20 protein-coding genes are annotated in these 20,662 nt (G+C 68.0%); 10 read left to right on the forward strand and 10 right to left on the reverse strand.

Annotated elements, in window-relative coordinates:
• Nucleotides 1-57 precede the first annotated feature (57 nt).
• On the reverse strand, nt 58-1,368 hold the full coding sequence (gene purB / locus DU478_RS06710; protein ID WP_114510153.1) for an adenylosuccinate lyase: 1,311 nt from the start codon (nt 1,366-1,368) through the stop codon (nt 58-60).
• A gap of 83 nt (nt 1,369-1,451) precedes the next feature.
• Here purB and DU478_RS06715 point away from each other — a divergent pair, with 83 nt between their 5' ends.
• Both DU478_RS06715 and DU478_RS06720 read left to right on the forward strand, forming a co-directional pair.
• Complete coding sequence (locus DU478_RS06715) at nt 1,452-1,907, forward strand: DUF6314 family protein (RefSeq protein WP_114510154.1); 456 nt, start codon at nt 1,452-1,454, stop codon at nt 1,905-1,907.
• 66 nt (nt 1,908-1,973) lie between these two features.
• Entirely contained in the window at nt 1,974-2,579 is a 606-nt protein-coding gene (locus DU478_RS06720) for a biotin transporter BioY (protein WP_114510155.1), read from the forward strand.
• Between the two features lie 338 nt (nt 2,580-2,917).
• Here DU478_RS06720 and mazG read toward each other — a convergent pair whose 3' ends face one another.
• Complete coding sequence (gene mazG, locus DU478_RS06725; RefSeq protein WP_114510156.1) at nt 2,918-3,724, reverse strand: nucleoside triphosphate pyrophosphohydrolase; 807 nt, start codon at nt 3,722-3,724, stop codon at nt 2,918-2,920.
• 63 nt (nt 3,725-3,787) lie between these two features.
• Here mazG and DU478_RS06730 point away from each other — a divergent pair, with 63 nt between their 5' ends.
• The 6 genes from DU478_RS06730 (at nt 3,788) to DU478_RS06755 (ending at nt 9,317) form a co-directional block, all read left to right on the forward strand.
• Nucleotides 3,788-4,945 carry a M20 aminoacylase family protein gene (locus tag DU478_RS06730; RefSeq protein WP_114510157.1) on the forward strand — a complete coding sequence of 386 codons (1,158 nt, stop codon included), beginning with the start codon at nt 3,788-3,790 and terminating at the stop codon, nt 4,943-4,945.
• Nucleotides 4,946-5,061: 116 nt separating this feature from the next.
• A complete protein-coding gene (gene speB / locus DU478_RS06735) occupies nt 5,062-6,036 on the forward strand; it encodes an agmatinase (RefSeq protein WP_114510158.1) in 975 nt (324 codons plus the stop codon).
• A 64-nt stretch (nt 6,037-6,100) separates the two neighbouring features.
• Nucleotides 6,101-6,511, forward strand: a complete 411-nt coding sequence (locus DU478_RS06740) for a DUF1499 domain-containing protein (protein WP_114510159.1) — start codon at nt 6,101-6,103, stop codon at nt 6,509-6,511.
• A gap of 40 nt (nt 6,512-6,551) precedes the next feature.
• Complete coding sequence (gene prfA, locus DU478_RS06745) at nt 6,552-7,601, forward strand: peptide chain release factor 1 (RefSeq protein WP_114510160.1); 1,050 nt, start codon at nt 6,552-6,554, stop codon at nt 7,599-7,601.
• A complete protein-coding gene (gene prmC, locus DU478_RS06750) occupies nt 7,598-8,443 on the forward strand; it encodes a peptide chain release factor N(5)-glutamine methyltransferase (protein ID WP_114510161.1) in 846 nt (281 codons plus the stop codon). The genes prfA and prmC overlap by 4 nt, the downstream gene beginning before the upstream one ends.
• A gap of 214 nt (nt 8,444-8,657) precedes the next feature.
• Nucleotides 8,658-9,317, forward strand: a complete 660-nt coding sequence (locus tag DU478_RS06755) for a DUF4167 domain-containing protein (RefSeq protein ID WP_114510162.1) — start codon at nt 8,658-8,660, stop codon at nt 9,315-9,317.
• An 11-nt stretch (nt 9,318-9,328) separates the two neighbouring features.
• Here DU478_RS06755 and rsmA read toward each other — a convergent pair whose 3' ends face one another.
• From rsmA to lptF, 6 genes are all read right to left on the reverse strand, one after another.
• Nucleotides 9,329-10,171, reverse strand: coding sequence for a 16S rRNA (adenine(1518)-N(6)/adenine(1519)-N(6))-dimethyltransferase RsmA (gene rsmA / locus DU478_RS06760; RefSeq protein ID WP_114510163.1), 843 nt, complete (start codon nt 10,169-10,171; stop codon nt 9,329-9,331).
• A gap of 74 nt (nt 10,172-10,245) precedes the next feature.
• Nucleotides 10,246-11,226 carry a 4-hydroxythreonine-4-phosphate dehydrogenase PdxA gene (gene pdxA / locus DU478_RS06765; RefSeq protein WP_114510164.1) on the reverse strand — a complete coding sequence of 327 codons (981 nt, stop codon included), beginning with the start codon at nt 11,224-11,226 and terminating at the stop codon, nt 10,246-10,248.
• Nucleotides 11,223-12,458 carry a peptidylprolyl isomerase gene (locus DU478_RS06770; protein WP_114510165.1) on the reverse strand — a complete coding sequence of 412 codons (1,236 nt, stop codon included), beginning with the start codon at nt 12,456-12,458 and terminating at the stop codon, nt 11,223-11,225. Before DU478_RS06770 ends, pdxA begins: the two co-directional genes overlap by 4 nt.
• The gene (locus DU478_RS06775; RefSeq protein WP_114510166.1) at nt 12,446-14,617 is read right to left on the reverse strand and encodes an LPS-assembly protein LptD; all 2,172 of its coding nucleotides are present in this window, start codon (nt 14,615-14,617) and stop codon (nt 12,446-12,448) included. The genes DU478_RS06770 and DU478_RS06775 overlap by 13 nt, the downstream gene beginning before the upstream one ends.
• A complete protein-coding gene (lptG, locus tag DU478_RS06780) occupies nt 14,617-15,711 on the reverse strand; it encodes an LPS export ABC transporter permease LptG (protein WP_114510167.1) in 1,095 nt (364 codons plus the stop codon). Before lptG ends, DU478_RS06775 begins: the two co-directional genes overlap by 1 nt.
• Entirely contained in the window at nt 15,708-16,835 is a 1,128-nt protein-coding gene (lptF, locus tag DU478_RS06785; protein ID WP_114510168.1) for an LPS export ABC transporter permease LptF, read from the reverse strand. Before lptF ends, lptG begins: the two co-directional genes overlap by 4 nt.
• A gap of 141 nt (nt 16,836-16,976) precedes the next feature.
• On the opposite strand from lptF, the gene DU478_RS06790 reads away from it, so the two are divergent.
• A complete protein-coding gene (locus tag DU478_RS06790; protein ID WP_114510169.1) occupies nt 16,977-18,446 on the forward strand; it encodes a leucyl aminopeptidase in 1,470 nt (489 codons plus the stop codon).
• 4 nt (nt 18,447-18,450) lie between these two features.
• A complete protein-coding gene (locus DU478_RS06795) occupies nt 18,451-18,909 on the forward strand; it encodes a DNA polymerase III subunit chi (protein ID WP_114510170.1) in 459 nt (152 codons plus the stop codon).
• 129 nt (nt 18,910-19,038) lie between these two features.
• Here DU478_RS06795 and DU478_RS06800 read toward each other — a convergent pair whose 3' ends face one another.
• Complete coding sequence (locus DU478_RS06800; protein ID WP_114510171.1) at nt 19,039-19,620, reverse strand: retropepsin-like aspartic protease family protein; 582 nt, start codon at nt 19,618-19,620, stop codon at nt 19,039-19,041.
• A gap of 59 nt (nt 19,621-19,679) precedes the next feature.
• Nucleotides 19,680-20,300 (reverse strand): MarC family protein, encoded by a 621-nt coding sequence (locus DU478_RS06805; RefSeq protein WP_114510172.1) that lies wholly within the window; start codon nt 20,298-20,300, stop codon nt 19,680-19,682.
• Nucleotides 20,301-20,662: the final 362 nt, after the last annotated feature.

The following is a 20,662-nucleotide window of genomic DNA, read 5'->3' on the forward strand; positions in this document are numbered from 1 at the left end:
AAAGGTTATCACGGATTGACCCTGCGTCAAAACACGCAGGCGTGACCGGAGCCGAAATCAGCCGTCCCTGCCGAAAACGCGGGCAAAGATCGTGTCCACGTGCTTGGTATGGTAGCCTAGGTCGAACTTTTCGCGGATGCCGTCCTCGCCCAGGGCCGCGACGACCTCCGGATCGGCCAGAAGCTGTTCCTGGAAATCGACCCGCTCCTCCCAGACCTTGAGCGCGTTGCGCTGGACCATGGCATAGGCGTCCTCGCGGCTGACACCGGCCTGAGTCAGTGCCAGCAGCACCCGCTGGCTCATCACGAGGCCGGGGAACTTGTTCATGTTCTCCAGCATGTTATCCGGGAAAATGATCATCTTTTCCACCACGCCCGCCAGCCGGTGCAGGGCGAAGTCTAGGGTGATCGTGGCATCGGGGCCGATGGCGCGCTCGACCGAGGAATGCGAGATGTCGCGTTCGTGCCAGAGCGCCACGTTCTCCATCGCCGGGATCACCGCCATGCGCACCAGCCGCGCGAGGCCCGTCAGGTTCTCGGTCAGCACCGGGTTCTTCTTGTGCGGCATGGCGCTCGAGCCCTTCTGGCCCATCGAGAAGAACTCGGCCCCCTCCAGCACCTCGGTGCGCTGCATGTGCCGGATCTCGACGGCGACGTTCTCGATCGACGAGGCGATGACGCCCAGCGTGGCGAAGAACATCGCGTGCCGGTCGCGCGGGATCACCTGCGTGCTGATCGGCTCGGGCTCGAGGCCAAGCTGCGCGCAGACATGCTCTTCGACCCTGGGGTCGATATTGGCGAAGGTGCCGACCGCGCCGGAAATGGCACCGGTGGCGACCTCGGCCCGCGCCGCCTGCAGGCGCGCGCGGTTGCGGTCCATCTCCGCATAGAAGCGCGCGAAGGTGAGGCCCATGGTGGTGGGTTCGGCGTGGATGCCGTGGCTGCGGCCGACGCGCACGGTCATCTTGTGCTCCAGCGCCCGGGTTTTGAGCGCCGCGAGCACCCGGTCCACCCCGGCCAGAAGCAGATCCGCGGCGCGCACCAGCTGCACGTTGAGACAGGTGTCGAGCACGTCCGAAGAGGTCATGCCCTGATGCACGAAGCGCGCCTCGTCACTGCCCACATGCTCGGCCAGGTGGGTGAGGAAGGCGATGACATCGTGCTTGGTCACGGCCTCGATCTCGTCGATGCGGGCCACGTCGAACTCGACGTCCTTGGCCTTCCACACGGCCGCGGCATTCTCTTTCGGGATCACGCCCAGATCGGCCATGGCGTCGCAGGCATGCGCCTCGATCTCGAACCAGATGCGGAACTTGGTGGCGGGCTCCCAGATGGCGGTCATTTCGGGGCGGGAATAGCGGGGGATCATCGGGCACGATCCTTTCTGTCGGGTTGTGGCGAGGTCGCCGCCGGTCATAGACTGCGCCCGCAGCCGCGACAAGGGAGGCCGGGATGACCCCTGGTGCCGCACAGGACGATCCCCGCGACCTCTGGTCCTTCGAAGGACACTGGAGCCTGTCGCGCGAGATCGACGACCGCCGCGCCGGGCACGTGGCGCGGGCTGAGGGCGAGGCCGAGATGCGCCGCGACGCGGCGGGGCTGGTCTATGCCGAAGAGGTTCGGCTGGTGCTGCCGGGGCAGCGCCCGGTGACCGGCACGCGGCGCTATCTCTGGCGGCCGGGTCTGCATGGCGTGGCGGTGTCTTTCGAGGATGGCCGTCCGTTCCACGACTTCGCTCTTGGCACCGGGCACGCCGAAAGCGCCCATTGGTGTGATCCGGACCAGTACGACGTGCACTACGATTTCTCGGGCTGGCCGCGCTGGACGAGCCTCTGGTGCGTGGCGGGGCCCGCGAAGGACTACCGGATGCTCACCCGCTATGCACCGACAAAAGTACCCGGCGCTTAGCACTTGCAGCATCGCGGGGCATCGGGCAGAAACGATACAGCAATTTCTCAACAAGGGGACAGGCCTATGAACCTGGCATTGAATCGTAACGTCCTGGTCGACACCTTTGGCGCGACCGAAGGTGCTGGCCTGCGGGTCAAGCAGGCGGCGCTGGTCGTGGCCGGCATCGCGCTGCTGACGGTGATGGCGCAGATCAAGGTTCCGGTGCCCGGATCGCCCGTGGCGATGAACCTCGGCACCTTTGCCGTCCTCACCATCGGCGCGGCTTATGGCCCGCGGCTTGGCCTGACCACGATCCTGGCCTACATGCTGGTCGGCGCACTGGGCTTCGACGTCTTCCAGAGCTCGACCGCCGAACTGCGCGGCATCGCCTACATGACCGGCAGCACCGGCGGCTACCTCGTCGGCTACGTCCTTGCGACCGTTCTGCTGGGCATGCTGGCGCGCGCCGGCTGGGACCGCAGCGCGCCCAAGATGGCGGGTGCGATGCTTCTCGGCAACATCCTGATCTACGTGCCGGGTCTGATCTGGCTCGGTACGCTCTACGGCTGGAACGAGCCGATCCTGGCCTGGGGTCTGACGCCCTTCCTGCTGGGCGACGCGATCAAACTGGCGCTCGCGGCGCTGCTGCTGCCGCTGGCGTGGAAGGCCGTGGGCCGCGCCCGCGGCTGAGGCTTCGGGTCTTCCGAGCGTTCGAAATTCCGACGCCCCGGCAGTCCTCTGCGGGGGCGTTTTGCTTGTGGAACGGAGTGCCGCGCATCGACGGGCCGCGGTACGGCGATCCGGCGCTGCCGCTGTGCGTTTTATGCCAGCCAAATCCGCGCGGCCGGGCCGCGTGCCACCAAGCCCCGCCAAATCGCCGTGCCGGGGGGCGGCCCGGCGATGCGCGGCGGTCGCAAGCGACCTTTATTCCGCGCAGGAACCAAAAGAGCGCCTTTCTTCATTTGAGGTGAGATGTTCTGCGCAAGACATTGATTTTAAGAAATTTAATTTGATCTAATCCTGCGCGCTCACCCCCGCTTCTCCGCATCCTTCGCCGCATCCCAGAGCGCATCCATCTCCGCCAGATCGCTGTCCTTCGGTGTCCGGCCCTCCGCTGCAAGAGCGGCCTCTATCGCCTTGAACCGCCGGGTGAATTTCGCATTGGTTGCCCGCAATGCATCCTCCGGGTCGATCTCCATGTGCCGCGCCAGGTTGGCCATCACGAACAGCAGATCGCCGAATTCTTCGGCCCGGTGCGCCGCGTCCCGCGCCTCGCGCAGCTCCTGCGCCTCTTCGACGATCTTGTCGATCACCTCGTCCGTCGAGGGCCAGTCGAAGCCCACCCGCGCCGCGCGCTTCTGCAGCTTGACCGCGCGCATCAGCGCCGGAAGCCCCATCGCAACACCGTCCAGAACGCCTTTCTCGGCCTTGGCCGCGCGTTCGGCGGCCTTGATCCGCTCCCAGTCCTGCACCTGCTGTTCGGCGCTCTTGTCGCGGCTCTCGTCGCCGAAGACATGCGGATGCCGCGCCACCATCTTGTCGGCGATGCCGTTGGCCACGTCGTCGAAATCGAAAAGCCCCGCCTCGGAGGCCATCTGCGTGTGATAGACTGATTGCAGCAGCAGATCGCCCAGCTCGCCGCGCAGCTCGTCCCAGGCCTCGCGCTCGATCGCGTCGGCGACCTCGTAGGCTTCTTCGATGGTGTAGGGCGCGATGCTGGCAAAATCCTGTTCGATATCCCAGGGGCAACCGGTCTCGGGATCGCGCAGGCGGCGCATGATCTCGATCAGGCGCGGCATGCCGCCCACGGGGTTGTGGATCAGGTCGTCGGACATTGCGAAGGCTCCGGTTTTGGCGTCATGTGCAGGGATGAAACAGGACAGGGCGGGAGTCCAGACATGCCGGTGGTGAACAGGATCGCGGAATTCGCCGAAGAGATGACCGGCTGGCGCCGGCATCTGCACCAGCATCCGGAACTGGCGCTCGACTGCCACCAGACCGCGGCCTTCGTCGTCGAGCATCTGCGCGCCTTCGGCGTCGACGAGGTGCACGAGGGGCTGGCGCGCAGCGGCGTCGTGGGCATCGTGCACGGTCAGGGGCCGGGGCCGGTCACCGGCCTGCGCGCCGACATGGATGCGCTGCCGATGGACGAGGCGACGGGGCTGCCGTATGCCTCGACCGTGCCGGGGCGGATGCATGCCTGCGGCCACGACGGCCACACCACGATGCTGCTCGGGGCGGCGAAATACCTCGCCGAGACGCGCAATTTCTCGGGCTCCGTCGCACTGATCTTCCAGCCCGCCGAAGAGGCCATCGGCGGCGGCCGGATCATGGTCGACGAGGGGATGATGGACCGCTTCGGCATCTCCGAGGTCTACGCGCTGCACACCGATCCCTTTGGCCCGCTGGGCGAATTCCGCACCCGCCCCGGACCGATTATGGCAGCGGTGGACGATTTCGAGATCCGGGTGACCGGGCAGGGCGGCCACGCCGCCTATCCCCAGGCCTGCCGCGACCCGATGCCCTGCGCGCTGGCGATCGGGCAGGCGCTGCAGACCATCGTGTCGCGCGACGCCGATCCGCTGGCGTCGCTGGTGGTGTCGCTGACGCAGGTACATGGCGGATCGGCGATGAACATCATCCCAGGCGAGGTCTACATGGCCGGCACGGTGCGCAGCTTCGACGCGGACTTGCGCGACCATGCCGAGGCGCGGCTGCGCGCCATCGTGGAGGGGCAGGCGGTGAGCTACGGCGTGGCGGCGCAGGTGGACTACCACCGCTCCTACCCGCCGACGGTGAATCACGCCGACCAGACCGCCTTTGCCGCTGACGTGGCGCGCGGCGTGAGCGGGCAGGTGGTGGACGATCTGGCGCCCGAGATGGGGGCCGAGGATTTTTCCTACATGCTCGAGGCGCGGCCCGGGGCGTTCCTGTTCCTGGGGCAGGGGATCGGCGCATCGGTGCATCACCCGGAGTTCGATTTCAACGATGCCGCGGCGCCCTTCGGCGCGTCCTTCTTCGCCCGGCTGATCGAAACCCGCCAGCCGCGCGGCTGAGGCCGGGCTTGCGGCGACGCGCGCAGAGTGGTTGAGTGCCCGCGATGCGCGCGCTGCGGGATGCCCTTTCGGTGCCTCCCGCCCGCCCACCCCGGCACCGAAAGGGCATCCCCGCCATGGCACTCGAAGACGCGAAATCTCAAGTCGATCAGGCTTTTACCCGAAACGATCTGCGCGGTCTGAGCTACGAGAACGCCTTTGGCGGGGCGACGTCCTTCCTGCGCCGGCGCTATACCAAGGACCTGAGCGGCGTCGATGTGGCGATCACCGGCATCCCCTTTGACCAGGCGGTGACCAACCGTCCCGGCACCCGGCTCGGCCCGCGCGCCGTGCGCGAGGCAAGCACCTTGCAGCCCTACGATCCGCCCTATGGCTGGGGCTATGATCCGCTGGGCACCTTCGCGGTCGCCGACTACGGCGACATGGCCTTCGACTATGCCAACACCCGCGCCTTTCCCGCGGCGGTGACGCAGCACATCCGTGGCATCCTCGATGCCGGGGCCGCGACAATCACCATTGGCGGCGATCACTTCATCACCCTGCCGATCCTGCGCGCCTACGTGGAGAAGTACGGGCCGGTTGCGCTGCTGCAATTCGACGCCCATTCCGACAGCTGGGTCGACGACGATGCCGACCGGATCGACCACGGCACCTTTGTCTACAAGGCGGTGAAAGAGGGGCTGATCCTGCCGGAGAAATCCGTCGCCGTCGGCATCCGCACCGACAATCCCGACACCCTGGGCGTGCAGATCATCGATTCGTTCGAGGTGCACCGCAGCGGCCCCGACGCGGTGGCCGCGAAGATCAGGCAGATCATCGGCGACACCCCATGTTACCTCACCTTCGACATCGATGCGCTGGATCCCGCCTATGCCCCGGGCACCGGCACGCCGGTCTGGGGCGGGCTCACCTCGGCCCAGGCGGCAATCATCCTGCGGGAAATCGCCGGTCTGACCCTGCTGGGCGGCGATGTGGTTGAAGTCAGCCCGCCGTTCGATACGACAGGCGCGACGGCCGTGGCCGCGGCCCATGTGGCGATGGAAATATTGTGCCTCTGGGGCTGGACCCGGCGCCCCGGCGCCCCCAGCTAAGGAGGGCCGGGCCGGACGCCCCGAGATCGATGGGCCCGAAATCGAAGGGAAGGTTTGCGTGCGGATGATTTTCTGGCTCATCGTTCTGGCTGTCGTCGCGGGTCTGGCCTGGATCCGCTTGGCCCCGTCGGACCCTGCCGTCTGGAACGTGGATCCGATGGTGACCGCCGACCAAGACCTCGCCAGCGGCGTGCGGCGGCGGATCGACGGCGGCGCACCGGTCATGCAGGCGCTCGACCGCATCATCCTTGCTACCCCGCGCACCGAGCTTCTGGCCGGCAGCGTCGAAGAGGGGCGCATGACCTATATCACCCGGACGAAATGGATGGGCTTCCCCGACTACACCACGGTGCAACTGAGCGACGACCACCTCGAGCTCTATGCCCGCCAGCGGTTCGGCATGGCCGACATGGGGGTCAACAAGGCCCGCGTCGAAGGCTGGCTGTCGCAGCTTGAGGCCGCTCCCGAAAGCTGAGCGATCTTGACGCGCCATGCGCGATAAGGGACAGACGGGCATGGTTCCCTCTGCCCGACTTGTCCAGATCACCCAGCGTTTCGAGTACCTCGAGGCCCGCATGGCCGAGGGCGGCGGCGACATTGCCGCCCTGGGCCGCGAATATGCCGAACTGCGCCCCGTCGTGGACCAGATCGCCGCCTGGCGGCGCCTGACCGACGACATCGCCGAGGCCGAGGCGATGCTCGAGGATCCCGAGATGCGCGCGCTGGCCGAGGACGAGCTCGAAGACCTGCGCGCCCGTCTTCCCGCCGCCGAAGAGGCGCTGCAACTGGCGCTGTTGCCCAAGGATGCCGCCGACGCCCGTCCCGCGATGCTGGAAATCCGTCCCGGCACCGGCGGCGAGGAAGCGGCGCTGTTCGCCGGCGATCTTCTGCGGATGTACCAGCGCTATGCCGAAACCCGCGGCTGGCAGTTCGAGATCGTCGAGGAGCAGATGACCGAACTGGGCGGCATCAAGGAGCTGGTGGCCCATATCACCGGCCAGGACGTCTTTGCCCGGCTCAAGTTCGAATCCGGCGTGCATCGGGTGCAGCGTGTGCCCGCGACCGAAAGCGGCGGGCGCATCCACACCTCGGCCGCCACCGTGGCGGTGCTGCCCGAGGCCGAGGAGGTCGACGTGCAGATCGACCCGAACGACCTGCGCATCGACACCATGCGCAGTTCCGGCGCGGGCGGGCAGCATGTGAACACCACCGATTCCGCCGTGCGGATCACCCATATTCCCACCGGGATCGTCGTCACCAGTTCCGAGAAATCCCAGCACCGCAACCGCGAGATCGCCATGCAGGTGCTGCGCGCCCGGCTCTTCGATGCCGAGCGACAGAAGGCCGACAGCGCACGTTCGGCCAGCCGCAAGGCGCAAGTGGGCAGCGGCGACCGCTCCGAACGCATCCGCACCTACAACTTCCCGCAGGGGCGGCTGTCGGATCATCGCATCAACCTGACGCTCTACAAGCTCGACCAGGTGATGCAGGGCGACCTCGACGAGCTGATCGATGCGCTCACCGCCGATGCCCAGGCGACGCTGCTGGCCGAGATGGGCGCATGACCGGATCCGAGGCTCTGGCCGCCGCCACCCGCGCCCTGACCGCGGCGGGCATCCCGGACGCGGGCCGCGACGCCCGGCGCCTGCTGGCGCATGTGCTCAAGGTGCCTGCCGGACGGCTGACGCTATTCCTGCCCGAACCGGTGCCGCCGGACCTCGGCGTCATCTACAACGTGCTGATCGAACGGCGCTGCGAACGTGTGCCGGTGTCGCACCTGACCGGGCGGCGGCTGTTCTACGGCCGCGACTTCCTCGTCACCCCCGAGGTGCTGGACCCGCGGCCCGAAACCGAAACCCTGATCGAGGCGGCGCTGGCGGCACCCTTCGCCAATGTGCTCGATCTCGGGACCGGGTCGGGCTGCATCGTGCTGACGCTGGTGGCCGAGACCCCTGGCAGCCGCGGTATGGGCGTCGATATCAGCCCCGAGGCGCTGAACGTCGCCTACTGGAACCGCAACGCGCTGCGGCTCGAGGACCGGGTGCGGCTGGCCACTGGTCACTGGTACGAGGCGGTCGATCCGCCCGGCAGCCGCTTCGACCTGGTCGTGTCGAACCCGCCCTATATCGCCCGCGTCGAAATGCCGGACCTGGCGCCCGAAGTGCGCGATCACGAACCGGCCCTGGCGCTCACCGATGGCGCCGACGGGCTCTCGGCCTATCGCGCCATCGCGGCGGGTGCGGCGGCGCATCTGCTGCCCGGCGGGCGGCTGCTTGTCGAGATCGGGCCGACCCAGGCCACCGAGGTGACGGCGATTCTGGCAGCACAGGGGTTGCACAAGCTGCGCGTCATTCCCGACCTTGACGGTCGCGATCGGGTGCTTCAGGCCGTCTTGCCCGGCGGCTGAACGCCGAATTGAGGCAATTTTGCGCATTTTCGGACGATTTTTGCTTGTGTGCGCTGCCCGGACGTGGTTATTCGAGGGTGTCAGGCCGGTGGATACCGCCCGGTGGTCCCGCCTGACATCAAGCCACACATCGACGTGATCCCGAATTTGCAGGTGCCCGTCAGCACCGCCCGGGATCGCAAGGCAGTCAAAAGACAAGGCTGAAGCTCGAAACATGAGATCATCAAAATCCCGCTCGCGGTCGAAGAACAACCGCAACCGTTCCAACAATTCGGGTGCGAACGTCGTCAACCGCGTGTTCGACAGCTCCGGCCCGGACGGCAAGGTGCGCGGCACGCCGCAGCAGATCATCGACAAGTACAACCAGCTGGCGCGCGATGCGCAACTGGCCAACGACCGCGTCGCGACCGAGAATTTCCAGCAGCATGCGGAACACTACCTGCGCCTGCTGAGCGACGCGCAGCGCGAAATGGACCAGCGCCGCGAACAGCAGGAGCGCGAGAACCGCGAACGCCAGGCGCAGCGCGACCGCGACCGCAACGAGAGCCAGCAAAACAACGGCGGCCAGCAGGGCGGCCAGAACAACAGCGACGGCAACGGCCACGGACAGGGCGGCCATGACGCCGGGTCCGGCGACCAGCCCTCCGGCAATCACGGTCAGCCCCAGTCCGGCAACCGGTTCGGCGGCCAGGACGACGTGGTCGACCTGTCGGACGGCACCGAGGAAAGCACCCTGGTCGAGACGCCCGAGAGCGCCGCGGAAAGCGCGCCCAAGCCCAAGCGCGCGCGCAAGCCGCGCACCAAGAAATCTGACACGTCCGACAAGGACTCCGGCTCGGGCGGTGGCGACACCACCACCAGCGCGGCGGAATAGGCGCCTCGGGCTCAGGCGGCCTTGACCGCCCGGGCCAGTGCGCAGAACTGCTCCAGCGACAGCCGCTCGGCCCGTTCCGTCGGGGCGATGCCGACGGAGACGAGAATCTCCTCGATTTCGGGATGCAGCCCGCGCAAGGCCGCGCGCAGCATCTTGCGACGCTGGTTGAAGGCCATGGCCACCACCCGCTCCAGAACCTGTGCATCCGCCTCGAAGCGCGGCTCTGGCAGGGCGGTCAGGCGCACCACGGCCGAACTGACCTTGGGCGGCGGGGTGAAGGCCTCGGGCGGCAGCGACAGCACGATCCGCGCCTCCGCGCGCCACTGCACCAGCAGCGCCAGGCGGCCATAGGCCTTGGATCCGGGCTGCGCAACGATGCGCTCCGCCACCTCGCGCTGGAACATCAGCGTCAGCGATGACCAGAACGGCGGCCAGTCCGCGGGCGTGAGCCAGCGCACAAGAAGCTCGGTGCCGACATTGTATGGCAGGTTGGCGCAGATCGCGATGGGCGGCGTCAGATGCGCCAGCGGGTCGACCTTCAGCGCGTCGCCCTCGATCACCTCCAGCCGCCCCGGGTAAGCCGCCGCGATCTCGGCCAGCGCCGGCAGGCAGCGCGCGTCCTTCTCGATCGCCAGCACCCGCCGCGCGCCTTCGGCCAGGAGCCCGCGGGTCAGCCCGCCGGGGCCGGGACCGATCTCGAGCACATCCAGCCCGGTGAGGTCGCCCGCCTGCCGCGCGATCTTGGCCGTCAGGTTCAGGTCGAGCAGGAAGTTTTGCCCCAACGCCTTCTTTGCGCGCAGATCGTGATCCGCGATCACCTGGCGCAGCGGGGGCAGGTCGTCGATGCCGCTCATGTCTTCTCCGGTTTACAATAACCCTCGGGGTCCGGGGCAGCGCCCCGGTCCGGCGCCGCCGCCCGCGCGGCCGGTCACGCAGCGCCCTGCGCCAGCCGCCAGGCCAGCCTCAGCGCCTCGATGGTCGAGGCCGGGTTGGCGCTGCCGGTGCCGGCGATGTCGAAGGCGGTGCCGTGATCGGGCGAGGTGCGGAGGAACGGCAGGCCCAGCGTGACGTTCACGCCGCGGTCGAAATCCAGCGTCTTGATCGGGATCAGCGCCTGGTCGTGGTACATGCAGATCGCGGCGTCGTACCGGCTGCGCGCGGCGGCGTGGAACATCGTGTCGGCCGACAGCGGTCCGCGCAGGTCCATGCCTTCGCCGCGCAGCCGGTCCAGCACCGGAACGATCACCTCGATTTCCTCGCGGCCGATCTTGCCGCCTTCGCCCGCATGCGGGTTCAGCCCCGCCACGGCCAGCCGTGGCGCGGGCAGGCCGAATTGCGCGATCAGCGCCGCATGGGTGATGCGGATGCGCGCCTCGAGCAGTTCGGGCGTGAGCGCGGCGGGCACCTCGGCCAGCGGGATGTGAATGGTCGCCGGCACCACGCGCAGCTGGTCCGAGGCCAGCATCATCACCACCTCGGGCACCCGGGCCAGATGGGCGAGGTATTCCGTATGGCCGGGAAAGGCGAAGCCCGCGCCGTCCTGCAGGGCCTGCTTGTGGATCGGTAGCGTGCAGACGGCGGAGACCGCGCCGGTCTGCGCCATGTCCACCGCGCGGGCGATGACGTCGATCACCGCCTGGGCCTGGGCGGGCTGCGGCACGCCGGGGGTGCGGGCGCCGGGAAAGGGGTAGGGCAGGACCGGCAGCCCCTCCTCGGCCCGTGTCCGCGCCTCTTCGGGACGGTCGATGCGCACCTGCGGCACGGTGCCGGGCAGGTGGTCGGGATCGCCCAGAAAGAAGAACGGCACCGAGGCACCCAATGCCTTCCAGCAGGCCTCGGCCAGTTCCGGGCCGATGCCCGCAGGTTCGCCGCAGGTCAGCGCGATGGGCGCCGGTGCGCCGGCTGTCATTGCTCGACGATGCGGGCGTCGGCGCGGAGCTGCGCGAGGTATCCGTCGGCCAGGGCCGACAGCCGTTCGTTGCGCAGACCCATCAGCAGATCCTCGCGCGAGGCGTCCTCGGCGATGGCGTTGGTCCGCCCGCAGAGCATCAGGAACACCAGCGTCTGCCCGTTCGAGCGGGTCAGCGCCGTCGACACCTCGCCGGGATCGAGCTTGGAAAGCTCGAAGGCGATGTCGGTGGGGATCTCCGACGGCGGCAGCGACCCGCGGTCCAGCACCTCGGGTGGCTGGCCCTGGGCGACGGCATAGAGGTCGTCGCAACGGTCCACCTGAGAGGCCAGCACCCGCGCCCGCGCCAGCGTCTCGGGCGAGCGCCCGCCGGGCATGTAGTAGGCAGCGTATTCCACCGCTGCGACCTCGGGGCCGCTATAGTCGGCTTCCTCGATGGCGCGCAGCTGGAACAGCGCCACGGCGTTGTTCAGCGGCAGCGGATCGGTGACCTCGCCCGGTGCCAGGCCCAGCAGGATCGGGCGCAGCTGCGGCGGCAGCTCGCTCAGGTCCTGCCAGGGCAGCCGTCCGCCGTTGGCGCGCGACTGGGTGGCCGAATACCGCCGCGCTTCGGCGGAGAACGCCGCTTCGGAGGTGATCTGCGAGATCCGTTCGGCCCGGGCGCGTACCGCTTCGGCCTCCTGCGGCGGCGCCGGCATGATGATTTCGGACAGCAGGACGCGCACATTGCTCGATCCGGCGCCCGACGACAGGGCGCGGTCGATCTCGGTGTCGGTGATGTTCACCTGGCCGACAAAGCGCGCCTGCACCAGTTCGCGCCAGCCAAGACCGGCCCGGACGAAATCGCGGAAGGTCTGTTCGGCGACGCCGGCCCCCTCCAGCGCCTGCACGAATTCCTCGCGCGTCAGGTTGGCGCGGCCGGCGAATTCCGACATGCCGTCCAGAACGTCCTCTTCGGACAGCACGATGCCCGCCTGCTGCACCGCCTGCAGGCGGATGCGGTCGTCGATCAGCTGTTCGCGTGCCGCTTCGGCGGGATTGCCGGGCGCGTTCAGCACCTGGTTCATGCGCGTGCGCTGATCGAGCTCGTAATAGGTGACCACCGAATCGTTTACGACGATCGCCGGGGAAAACAGGTTCTGCGCCGATGCGGCACCGGGCAGCACCGTCGTGGCCAGAGCCACGAAGAGGACCAGGGGCAGGCGGATGAGGAGGGCGATCAGTAGCTGCATGAGCGGCGGTACTCCTTGGCGCTGCCGCCGGTGCTGAAGCCTTTCAGCGCGACGGTCAGGCCGAAATCTGTGGATGGTTCAAGGTTAGTCGATGAGGCAAAGCGGCGCGAGACCGAAAAGTTCACCTGCGCGCATTCGTTCTGGTATTCAAGCCCCAGCGCCGCCTTGGCGAAACGCCGGTCCGACAGGTCGTATTGCCAGCTTGCCTCGCCGGTCCAGTGCCGGTTGAGGTCGTAGCGGCCGTCAAAGCTCCATTCCGACACGCTGCCCTGCCGGTTCTCTTCGGGGTCGTTGACCAGCAGCAGGTAGGAAGCCGAGAAATCGAACCGGTCGGCAACCCAGCCCGCCCGGGCCTCGGCCTTGGAAAAGCGCAGATCCTCCAGGTCGAGCAGCCCGCGGGTTGAAAAGTTGAGGCCCGCGGCGTTCTGGATATAGCCGGCGATCAGGTAGTCCGAGACGCGGCTGTCCATGCCCGAGGAGCGGGTGAAGTCGGGCTCGTCCTCTTCGCGCCAGACCCGGCCCAGGGTCAGCCCGGCGCTCCAGCCCGCGGGCGCGTCGCGCAGGAACCGCAGGCCCACGGCGCCGATGCGCCCGCGCTCGCGGCGATCGGCGGCGGGAAAGCGCGACAGCGACAGCAGGTTGCCCTGGTCCAGCTCCACCCCGGTGCTTTCGTCGTTGGCCTGGCCCAAGCGCTCGCCCCCGACCCAGCCCAGCTGCGCCACCGGTTCCAGCAGGTAGCGGGTGCCGCCGTACCCCTGCCGGATCAGCGGCCAGCGCAGTTCCAGCGACGCGGCGGGGGTGATCTGGCTTACCCGCTCCGGTGTGGTGCTGTCCTGGTCGGTCCAGAAGGCATCGGCCCAGATGTAACCCTCGGCCCCGAGCCGCAGCCCGCCCGCGAGGGTCCAGCGGTTGCGCCAGCTGAGCTCTGCGGTGGTGCGGGTGACGTCGCGGCCGTCGACGATGAGGTCGTCATCCGTCCCGTCGACATCCAGGTCCGAGGGCCGGTAGTGGTTGTGCGCCACGGCGCCGATGCGGAATTCGCCGGGGATGCGCGGAAAGAAGAACCGCCGTTCGGCGCGCAGGTCGGTGATGATCGACGGCTGGCTGACGTCGGGTTCGTCGTCGCGCAGGGATTCGGAATTGGTGATCCCGGCGGACAGCAGTTCGTTCCAGCGCACCCGGCTGAGCGTGACGGTGGAATAAAGCCGGTCGCTGTCGCCGTAGCCGTAATCGCTGAGATAGGAATCGTCGGTGGTGGATTGCAGCGAGAAGTCGAGCTTGAAGTCCCGGCCGAGGTCGAATTCGCCTTCGGCAAAGAGATAGCCGCGCATCTCGTCCCGCAGCAGCGTGTCCCGCGACAGCGCGCCGGTGAGGGTAATGCGCCCGTTGCGGAAGGCCTGTCGGTAGCGGCCTTCGAATGTCTGTGTCACCGGTGAAAAGTACGGCGTGATCGTCACGTCGCGGTGATCGCCGATGGGGATGAAGTAGGGCACCTTGATCCCGAACCCCAACAGAGACGTCGAGCGCACCGACGGAATCAGGAAGCCGCGGGCGCGCTCCAGCGTCGGGTCGGGCAGGCGCATGTAGGGCACCCAGAAGATGGGCACGCGGCCGACGCGCAGGCTGGCATTCTCGAAATAGAGTTGCCGTTCCTCCTGGTCGTGGACGACGCGGGACGCGCGGATCTGCCAGAGCGGGGCCTTGGTGCCGCAGACCTGGCAGGAGGTGACCGCCACGCGCGACAGCTGCGTATAGCGGCCCTCGACCCGCCGCGCCTCGACCGAGGCGAGCTGCAGCTGTTCGTCGAGCACCATCCGCGCGCCGCGCAGCAGCCCGTCCTCGAGGTCGGAGCCCAGTTCGCCGCCGTCGGCCAGCAGTACGTTGCCCTGCGGATCGGTAACGCGCACCGGGCCGTCCAGCGACAGGCTGTCGGTGCTCTGGTCATAGACGATGCGCGTGGCGGTCAGACGCGTGCCGTCGTAGAGCGCCTCGACATTGCCTTCGGCGATCAGGCGGCTCTCGCCCTCGATCAGCACGCTGTCGGCGACCAGCAGGGCGGCATCCTCGGTCTGGGCCGCCGTGTCCTGCGCGCGCAGCGGCAGGCTGGCCAGGGCGGTCAGGATCAGGGTGGCAAGCGCCGTCCGGGACCAAGGCCGCATCAGCCGTCCTCCATATGCAGGATCAGCCCCAGCGCCAGCAGCAAGGACGACAGGGGCGGGACCCAGGCAGCCATGACCGGAGTGATCTGGCCGTTCTCGCCGAGGATTTGCGCGAAGTTGCGGATGTAGTAAAGCCCGAAACCCAGCAGGATCGCCGCCAGTACCGCCACGCCGGTGCGCCCCAGCCGGCTGTGCCGCATCGTAAAGCCGGCGCCGACCAGCACCAGAGCCACAAGGAACAGCGGTCGCGCCAGTTCCATCTGCAGCCAGACCTGATGCCTGCGTGCCGAGAACCCGGCGATCTCGAGGTCCGAGATGAAGGCCGGCAGATCCCAGATCGACACCGACGACGGGTTGCCGAACCGGTCTCGAATGCTGTCCTGCGTCAGGGTCGAGGGAAGGCGCAGCAACCCGTAGGTCTCTGCCTGGGTTTCGGGATTGCCGCCGCTGCCCAGCGGCCAGGATTTCGCGTCGCGCAGCATCCAAGCGCCGTCGTCCAGCCGCGCCTCCGCCGCCTCGATCCGGCGGATGGGGCCGCCGCCGGGGGCATAGGCGACGAAGGTGACCTCGTAGAATTCCGTGGCCGACGGGTTGGCCCGCGAGGCGCGGATGACCGTCTGCGCGCCGCCATCGCCCTGCCGCAGCCACAGCCCGTCGGCCCCGATCGACAGCGTGCTCGCGCCGCCGTTGTCGTAGCTTTCGGCCAGGTCGCTGTAGCGCTTCGAGGTGGCGGCGACGATGGGGTTGAACATCGCCACCGACAACGCCCCGACCACCAGCGCCACGCCCACCGGCCCGATCAGCGCCGCGAGGCCGGGCCGCCCGGCCGCCCGCGTCACCACCAGTTCGGACGACCGCGCAAGGCCCAGGAAAAGCGCGATGGCCGACAGGATCACCACCAGCGGCAGCAGCTGGTACAGCGACTGCGGCGCGTTCAGCAGGGTCAGTTGCAGAACCTGCCCGAAGCTGACCGTCTCGTCGAACATGCGCAACTGCTCGACCAGGTCCAGCAGCGCCACGAACAGGAAGAAGACGGCGAACATGCCGAGGAACACCCACAGGAAGCGGCGGGCAAAGTAGTAGTGCAGGATCACGCCGCCGCCTCCCGGTCCGGGCCGCCGGAGGGCGGCGCCGCGCGGGCCGGGCGGAACGGGCGGCTGGCATGGTGCAGCATGCCGATCGCCAGGCCCAGACCGACCACCGTCGGCAGGTAGATCAGCGGCCAGAGCGCCGCGTTGCCCCGCACCGGGTCGGTCACCGCCGATTCCACCAGCTTGACCACCACCAGAAGGAAGATCGCGCCGACGATCTGCTTGCCGACGCCGAAGCGGCTGAACCCGCCGAGCATCAGCGTCGAGAACCCGATGAGCGCCGCCACCACGCTCAGGAGCGGCTGCTGGAACCTCGAATGCAGCTCTTCCAGCACCTCGCCTAGCGTGTCGTCGGCTTCTTCCGCGATGGCCGCGGGGTCGGCGATCAGTTCCCTGGTCGGGATGTCCTCGATCTTGCGGCGCTTGTTGCCCTCTGCCGCGATCAGCGAATTCACGTTGTAGGTGAGGTCGGTGAAATTGGTGGTCGACAGCGTGTCGTCCCCGGCCTGGTAGGTCTGCGCCAGCCCGCTCTGCATCACCAGCTTGGCGCCTTCGGCGTCACTGATCAGGAAGGCGCGTTCGGCGGTGTAGCTGACCGTCCGGCCGTCCTGGCGCCTGTCCGACAGGAAGACGTCGCGCAATTCGCCCTCGGGCGTGATTTCGCGGATGTAGAATGTGACGCGGTCCGCCGGATGCAGGAACATGCCCTCGCGCAGCAGCCGCGCGCTGACCGATCCCGAGATCTCGACCTCGCGCTCGCGCAGCTGGGCGTTCGAGTCGGGCACGAGGAAATGCGTGAGCACCGTCATCATCAGCGCCGCGATCAACCCGAAAACCAGCACCGGACGGGCCAGCCGCCACGGAGAATAGCCGGTGGCCTGGACCACCGTCAGCTCGGATTCGGAGCTCAGGCGGTTTGTGACGTAGACCGCGGCGGCAAAAGCCGCCAGCGGCAGCACCAGCGCGATCACGTTGGGCAGGCTGAGCGCAGTGAACTCGAGGAACACGCCGGCGGAATGGCCGTCGGCGATCAGCCTGTCGAACAGGATCACGGCGCGGTTCACCCAGTAGACTGACACCAGCACCAGGGCGAAAAAGCCGAACAGCACCATGAGTTGCGACAGCATGTACCTGTCGAATCTGGCCAACACGGTCCCCCCAAACATCGAACCTTGCCGGACCCTAGCGGATCGGGTTCACGGGGAAAAGGTGGCTCTGGCCTTTGCCGCGCGGCGCCATTACCTCTGGGGCAACAGAAAGGACCTGCCATGACCGACCTGCGCCCGATCTCCTTCACCTCCGTGACCCTCGACGACCTGCCGGCGGCGGAGGGCCATGTCGCCGTCTGCGTCACGCCGGACGGCAAGCTGTCGCCCGGCGCGCGGCGGATCAACCGCCTGACCAAGGGCGCGCTGGACCGCGCGGTGCAGGGGGCCGCCTGGGAAAAACTGGGCGAGGGCGACGGGCTGAGCATCGGCTGGCCCACCGGCATGGCCGCGGAGGCGGTGCAGGTGGTGAAGCTGTCGCGCCGCCCTGCGGTGGAAGAGGCGCGCAAGGCGGGCGCGATGCTGGCGCGGCGCGCGGGGACCTCGGCGCTGCTGGTGCTGGCCGAAAGCACCCAGCGGGCCGAGGAGATGGCGCTGGGGCTGGCGCTGCGCGGCTACCGCTTCACCGATCACAAGACCGACAAGGGCGACACGCCCGCCGCGGCTGTGTTCCACTGCGCGAAGCCCGAAGAGGCCGAGGCCGCGGCGCAGACATCGCTTGCGCTGGCCGAGGGCATCGTGATGACCCGCGACCTGGTGAACGAGCCGGCCAACGTGCTCTCGACCACCGAATTCGCCCGCCGGCTGGAGGGTCTGCGGGACGTCGGTGTCGAGGTCGAGGTGATCGAGGAAGACCGGCTCGAGGAATTGGGCATGCGCGCCTTCCTCGCCGTGGGCAAGGGCTCGGTCACGCCGACGAAGCTGGTGGTCATGCGCTGGAACGGCGGCGACAAGGACGCCGCCCCGCTGGCGCTGGTGGGCAAGGGCGTGGTCTTCGACACCGGCGGCATTTCCCTCAAGCCCTCTGCGGGCATGGAATCGATGACCATGGACATGGGCGGCGCCGGGGTCGTGGCGGGCACGATGCACGCGCTGGCCAGGCGCGGCGCCAAGGCCAACGTGGTGGGCCTCGTGGGGCTGGTGGAGAACATGCCCGACGCTGCCGCCATGCGCCCGGGCGACGTGCTGCGGTCGATGAAGGGCGACACGATCGAGATCATCTCGACCGATGCCGAAGGACGCCTCGTGCTTTGCGATGTGCTCTGGTACGCGCAGGAGACCTACAAGCCCAGGGCGATGATCAACCTCGCGACGCTGACCGGCGCCTGCATCGTGGCGCTGGGGCATGACAAGGCGGCGGTCTTCTCCAACAACGACGATTTCTGCGCGCAGTTCCTCAAGGCCGCCGAGGCCGAGCAGGAGGGCGCCTGGCGGATGCCGCTGGCCAAGCCCTATGCCGACCTCATCAAATCGCCCATCGCCGACATCAAGAATTCCGGCGGCCGGCCCGCCAGCTCGATCACCGCGGCGGAGTTCCTGCACCGCTTCGTGAAACCGGAGGTGCCGTGGATCCACCTCGACATCGCCGGGGTCGCACAGGTGCCGCGCGACCTCACGCTGTCGCCCAAGGGCGCCAGCGGCTGGGGCGTGCTGTCGCTGAACCGGCTGGTGGCGGAGCGGTTCGAAGGGTGACCCGATGGGCGCGGCCTATTTCTACCACCTGACCCGCCGCCCGCTGGAGGCGACCTTGCCGCAGCTTCTGGACCGCGCGCGCGGTGCCGGCTGGCGGGTGGCGGTGCGCGGCACCGACGCGGCGCGGCTCGACTGGCTGGACGAAAAGCTCTGGCTCGGTCCCGAGGACGGGTTCCTGCCGCACGGCCGGGCGGGCGGGCCGCATGATGCGGCGCAGCCGGTGTTGCTGACCGACCGTGCCGAGGCCGGCAACGATCCGGCCTGCGTCATGGCCATCGACGGCGCCGAGGTGAGTGCCGAAGAGGTCAGGCGGCTGGAACGGGTGTGCATCCTTTTCGACGGCAACGATGCGCAGGCGGTACAGGTGGCGCGCGGCCAATGGAAGGCGCTGACCGGCGCGGGCTGCTCGGCACAATACTGGTCCGAGGAATCGGGGCGCTGGGAGAAGAAGGCGGAGGCGTGAGCCGGACATCTCGAGATGTCCGGCACGTTTTTCTCGAGAAAAACGCATCTCTTGCGAAGAGGCCGGCCTGTGGTGCAGCGAAAATCTCGAGATTTTCGCACCGGTTTTCTCGAGAAAACCGATGCCGGGTCAGCGTTCGAGCACAAGTTTTCCGCCCGAGATCTCCAGCCGGTCGAAGCGCTGGAGATAGGACATGCCCAACAGGCTCTGCTGCATTTCGCCGGAATTCACAAAGGCGCGCACATCGCGGTCGGTGAAGGGGCCGATCGACACCCGGTCGAGCGTCACCGAGGCCGTGCGCACAAGCCCGTTGGCGGTCATCGCCTCGGACAGATAGCTCAGGTCGCGGGTGCGCAGACCGGCCTTTTCGGCATCCTCTTCGGTCAGCACCATGCCCGTGGCGCCGGTATCGACCACGAAAAACGTGGGCGCGCCGTTGATGTCGAGGGTCACGTAATAATGCCCGTCGGGCGCGCGCGGCAATTCGATCTTGCCTTCCTCGGCAAAGACCGACTGCTGCGGGCGCACGGTCTGGCGGATGTCGTCCCAAAGCCCGATGGCCGCCACGGTGCCCAGGAAGATCAGACCCCAGGCCGCCATCTGCTGAAGCTTCTTACCCAGGGATTCGCGGTTCTGCACGAAGACCCAGAACACCAGCACCGCGCCCAAGAGCCCCAGATAGGCCAGATTTCCATATTCCATCGACGACATGTGATCCCTCCTCTTCAGGGGGTATCTAGGGTGCCGGAGGCTTGCGGAAAAGGGCGGCGTCAGCCCACGACGCCCACCGCGCGCAGCCCGTCGAGCACGAATTGCACCGAAAGCGCCGCCAGCAGCATGCCCAGAAGCCGGGTGACCACGGTGATGCCGGTCTTGCCGAGGGCGCGTTCGATCACGCCCGCCATCAGGAAGAACGCGAGTGCGATCAACAGCACGCCCACCATCGTCCCCAGCACCGACACGATGCCGGTCGCGTCATCGGCCTGGCCCATCAGCAGGATCACCGAGGTGATCGCGCCCGGACCCGCCAACAGCGGGATCGCCAGCGGGAAGACGGAGGGATCGGGAAAGTCCTCTTCGGCCTCCGCGGTGTTCTCGCGCCGCCTGGTGCGCCGTTCGAAGAGCATGTCGAGCGCCGTCAGGAACAGCAGGATGCCACCTGCGATACGGAAGGCTGGCATGGAGATGCCGATGAAGCCCAGCACCTGTTCGCCGAAAAAGGCGAAGAGACACAGCAGCGCCGCGGCGATGGCACAGGCACGCAGGGCCACCGCACGGCGATGGCGCGCAGTGGCGCCCGAGGTCAGCGCGATGAAGACCGGGGTAAGGCCGATCGGGTCCATCACCACGAACAACGTGACGAAGGCAGAGATCAGGAAGGCACTGTCCATGGGTCCGCTTTAGGGGGCGGCGCTCTGCGAAGCAAGAGACGTCCAGGAAAGCCGCGCGTGGCGCGGCTACGAGAGACGCTGTCTCTCGTGCTCTCTGGAGTTTATCGGCAAGATGAAGCGGGGGGTGCGACCGCGGCGGAGGGATCGCGGGGAGGGAGCAGCGTTGGTGTTTTCCGTACGGTCTTCTTGCCGCGTGCCGAAGCGGTCCGGCGAGGACAAGCGGGACACCGGTCGGATCGGCGCGTTGCATCACGTCTTGACGCGGGAGCCGCCACCGCACCCGAACCGATGGCGCCTTCAGTGGGCAACCGTGTGGTGGTCTTTTAGCTCGTGACGCCACATGAAGCGCGGCACGGCCTTGG

This window comes from Thalassococcus profundi, from assembly GCF_003344785.1.
In the GTDB taxonomy this organism is placed as follows: domain Bacteria; phylum Pseudomonadota; class Alphaproteobacteria; order Rhodobacterales; family Rhodobacteraceae; genus Puniceibacterium; species Puniceibacterium profundi.

Coding starts and splice junctions, on each gene's coding strand:
- purB (WP_114510153.1), bottom strand. CDS start 1,368: ATGATCCCCCGCTATTCCCGCCCCGAAATGACCGCCATCTGGGAGCCC.
- DU478_RS06715 (WP_114510154.1), top strand. CDS start 1,452: ATGACCCCTGGTGCCGCACAGGACGATCCCCGCGACCTCTGGTCCTTC.
- DU478_RS06720 (WP_114510155.1), top strand. CDS start 1,974: ATGAACCTGGCATTGAATCGTAACGTCCTGGTCGACACCTTTGGCGCG.
- mazG (WP_114510156.1), bottom strand. CDS start 3,724: ATGTCCGACGACCTGATCCACAACCCCGTGGGCGGCATGCCGCGCCTG.
- DU478_RS06730 (WP_114510157.1), top strand. CDS start 3,788: ATGCCGGTGGTGAACAGGATCGCGGAATTCGCCGAAGAGATGACCGGC.
- speB (WP_114510158.1), top strand. CDS start 5,062: ATGGCACTCGAAGACGCGAAATCTCAAGTCGATCAGGCTTTTACCCGA.
- DU478_RS06740 (WP_114510159.1), top strand. CDS start 6,101: ATGATTTTCTGGCTCATCGTTCTGGCTGTCGTCGCGGGTCTGGCCTGG.
- prfA (WP_114510160.1), top strand. CDS start 6,552: ATGGTTCCCTCTGCCCGACTTGTCCAGATCACCCAGCGTTTCGAGTAC.
- prmC (WP_114510161.1), top strand. CDS start 7,598: ATGACCGGATCCGAGGCTCTGGCCGCCGCCACCCGCGCCCTGACCGCG.
- DU478_RS06755 (WP_114510162.1), top strand. CDS start 8,658: ATGAGATCATCAAAATCCCGCTCGCGGTCGAAGAACAACCGCAACCGT.
- rsmA (WP_114510163.1), bottom strand. CDS start 10,171: ATGAGCGGCATCGACGACCTGCCCCCGCTGCGCCAGGTGATCGCGGAT.
- pdxA (WP_114510164.1), bottom strand. CDS start 11,226: ATGACAGCCGGCGCACCGGCGCCCATCGCGCTGACCTGCGGCGAACCT.
- DU478_RS06770 (WP_114510165.1), bottom strand. CDS start 12,458: ATGCAGCTACTGATCGCCCTCCTCATCCGCCTGCCCCTGGTCCTCTTC.
- DU478_RS06775 (WP_114510166.1), bottom strand. CDS start 14,617: ATGCGGCCTTGGTCCCGGACGGCGCTTGCCACCCTGATCCTGACCGCC.
- lptF (WP_114510168.1), bottom strand. CDS start 16,835: ATGCTGTCGCAACTCATGGTGCTGTTCGGCTTTTTCGCCCTGGTGCTG.
- DU478_RS06790 (WP_114510169.1), top strand. CDS start 16,977: ATGACCGACCTGCGCCCGATCTCCTTCACCTCCGTGACCCTCGACGAC.
- DU478_RS06795 (WP_114510170.1), top strand. CDS start 18,451: ATGGGCGCGGCCTATTTCTACCACCTGACCCGCCGCCCGCTGGAGGCG.
- DU478_RS06800 (WP_114510171.1), bottom strand. CDS start 19,620: ATGTCGTCGATGGAATATGGAAATCTGGCCTATCTGGGGCTCTTGGGC.
- DU478_RS06805 (WP_114510172.1), bottom strand. CDS start 20,300: ATGGACAGTGCCTTCCTGATCTCTGCCTTCGTCACGTTGTTCGTGGTG.